This is a genomic window from Novosphingobium sp. ZW T3_23 (assembly GCF_044987305.1).
Classification (GTDB): Bacteria; Pseudomonadota; Alphaproteobacteria; order Sphingomonadales; family Sphingomonadaceae; genus Novosphingobium.
In genome coordinates this window covers 1-2,935 of the sequence record NZ_JBJDRF010000116.1, presented here as the reverse complement: position 1 = coordinate 2,935, position 2,935 = coordinate 1, and the positions used below count along the sequence as shown (strand labels likewise).

Below are 2,935 nucleotides of genomic sequence, written 5' to 3'. Positions count from 1 at the left end.
GTTGTGCCCTTTGTCATTGTGATGGGTTTTTATCGGCACGCCGGCTTCAATGCCTGGCGACGTCCTACTCTTCCAACGCTTGAGCGTTAGTACCATTGGCGCTGTCAGGTTTCACGGCCGAGTTCGAGATGGGATCGGGTGGGTCACTGACGCTATGGTCACCAAGCAATGGAGACGGCGTGCTGATTTTTTAATCGATGGTTTCCCGTGCTGCTCCTGTTGGAGCTGAATATCTGGCTGGATGATCGTCCGTCATCGACGACTAGCGCTGCTTGATAGCAGGGCTGTCATTGATGGTGGGATTCATCAAGCATGAACAGAGTTATTAGGACCGGTTAGCTCCATGGATTACTCCACTTCCACACCCGGCCTATCAACGTGATGGTCTATCACGACTCGAAGATACCTAATCTTGAGGGAGGCTTCCCGCTTAGATGCTTTCAGCGGTTATCCCGTCCATGCATAGCTACCCTGCTGCGCTCCTGGCGGAACGACAGGTACACCAGAGGCATGTTCAACCCGGTCCTCTCGTACTAGGGTCAACTCCTCTCAAGTATCGACGCCCACGGCAGATAGGGACCAAACTGTCTCGCGACGTTCTGAACCCAGCTCACGTACCACTTTAATTGGCGAACAGCCAAACCCTTGGGACCTGCTCCAGCCCCAGGATGTGATGAGCCGACATCGAGGTGCCAAACGATTCCGTCGATATGAGCTCTTGGGAATCATCAGCCTGTTATCCCCGGCGTACCTTTTATCCGTTGAGCGATGGCCCTTCCACGAGGGACCACCGGATCACTATGACCGACTTTCGTCTCTGCTCGATTCGTCAATCTCGCAGTCAGGCAGGCTTATGCCATTGCACTCTTGCAGCCGGTTTCCAACCGGCCTGAGCCTACCATCGCGCGCCTCCGTTACTCTTTAGGAGGCGACCGCCCCAGTCAAACTACCCGCCACAGAGGGTCCCTGTACCGGCTAACGGTACGAGGTTAGACATTAAAAAATCACAGGGTGGTATTTCACCTATGGCTCCACGACAGCTGGCGCCGTCGCTTCAAAGCCTCCCACCTATGCTACACAATAATTTTCCAATGCCACTCTGAAGCTGCAGTAAAGGTGCACGGGGTCTTTCCGTCTAACCGCGGGTACTCCGCATCTTCACGGAGAATTCAATTTCGCTGAGCATATCCTGGAGACAGTGGGGAAGTCGTTACGCCATTCGTGCAGGTCGGAACTTACCCGACAAGGAATTTCGCTACCTTAGGACCGTTATAGTTACGGCCGCCGTTTACCGGGGCTTCAATTCGGAGCTTGCACTCCTCCTCTTAACCTTCCGGCACCGGGCAGGCGTCAGACCCTATACGTCGTCTTGAAGCCGACTTAGCAGAGTCCTGTGTTTTTGCTAAACAGTCGCTACCCCCTGGCCTGTGCCCCCCACAAGTGCTTGCGCATATATGGGGCCTCCTTCTTCCGAAGGTACGGAGGCAATTTGCCGAGTTCCTTCAGGATACTTCTCTCAAGCGCCTTGGTATACTCTACCTGACCACCTGTGTCGGTTTCGGGTACGGTCTATACGGTGGGGCTATTTCCTGGAACCTCTTCAAAGCACAACCAATCCGATAAGGTTGTACAATACACGAGATCCGTCACACACCACCAGGCCCACGAATATTAACGTGGTTCCCATCGACTACCCCCTTCGGGCTCGTCTTAGGGGCCGGCTCACCCTGCTCAGATTAGCTTTAAGCAGGAACCCTTGGTCTTTCGGCGAGAGGGCATCTCACCCTCTTTATCGCTACTCATGTCAGCATTCGCACTTCCGATACGTCCACGACCCATTACCAGATCGCTTCACTCGCTTACGGAACGCTCCGCTACCGCTCAGATCAAAGATCTGAACCCTAAGCTTCGGTGCATCACTTTAGCCCCGTTACATTTTCGCCGCAGGAACCCTTGATTAGACCAGTGAGCTGTTACGCTTTCTTTAAAGGATGGCTGCTTCTAAGCCAACCTCCTGGTTGTTTTGGGATTCCCACATGCTTTCCCACTTAGTGATGACTTGGGGACCTTAGCTGTAGGTTAGGGCTGTTTCCCTTTTGACGACGGACCTTAGCACCCGCCGTCTGTCTGCCGGATAAGTCTCGTTGGTATTCGGAGTTTGGTTAGTATTGGTAGATCTCGCGACCCCCGCAACCATCCAGTGCTCTACCCCCAACGGCATACATCCGACGCTCTACCTCAATAGATTTCGCGGAGAACCAGCTATTTCCCGGCTTGATTGGCCTTTCACCCCTAAACACAACTCATCCGAGAATTTTTCAACATTCAACGGTTCGGTCCTCCAGTGCGTGTTACCGCACCTTCAACCTGGTCATGCCTAGATCGCCGGGTTTCGGGTCTAATACACCATACTCTGTCGCCCTATTCAGACTCGCTTTCGCTGCGCCTACACCTAACGGCTTAAGCTCGCATGGTACATTAAGTCACTGACCCATTATGCAAGAGGTACGCAGTCACCCCCTAAAGAGGCTCCTACTGCTTGTAAGCATTCGGTTTCAGGTACTGTTTCACTCCCCTCATCGGGGTGCTTTTCACCTTTCCCTCACGGTACTGTGTTCGCTATCGGTCATGTACGAGTATTTAGGCTTGGAGGGTGGTCCCCCCATGTTCAGACAGGATTTCACGTGTCCCGCCCTACTCGAGTCCTCATCCATCGTTTTCGCATACGGGGCTGTCACCCGCTATGGCCACTCTTTCCAAAGTGTTCTGCTAACTGAAGATGAGGCACTGGCCTGGTCCGCGTTCGCTCGCCACTACTAACGGAATCTCGGTTGATGTCTTTTCCTCCGGGTACTTAGATGTTTCAGTTCCCCGGGTTCGCTTCACCAAGTCTATGTATTCAACTCGGTGATACCTTATCCACCTCACTCAATAA

At 53.2% G+C, this 2,935-nt stretch carries 2 rRNA genes; both read right to left on the bottom strand.

The features are described 5' to 3' along the window. Window positions 1-51 precede the first annotated feature (51 nt). Window positions 52-166: ribosomal RNA gene (rrf, locus tag ACI3K3_RS25465) — 5S ribosomal RNA — on the bottom strand. Window positions 167-306: 140 nt separating this feature from the next. Continuing rightward, a 23S ribosomal RNA gene (locus tag ACI3K3_RS25460) occupies window positions 307-2,935 on the bottom strand; the annotation flags it as partial.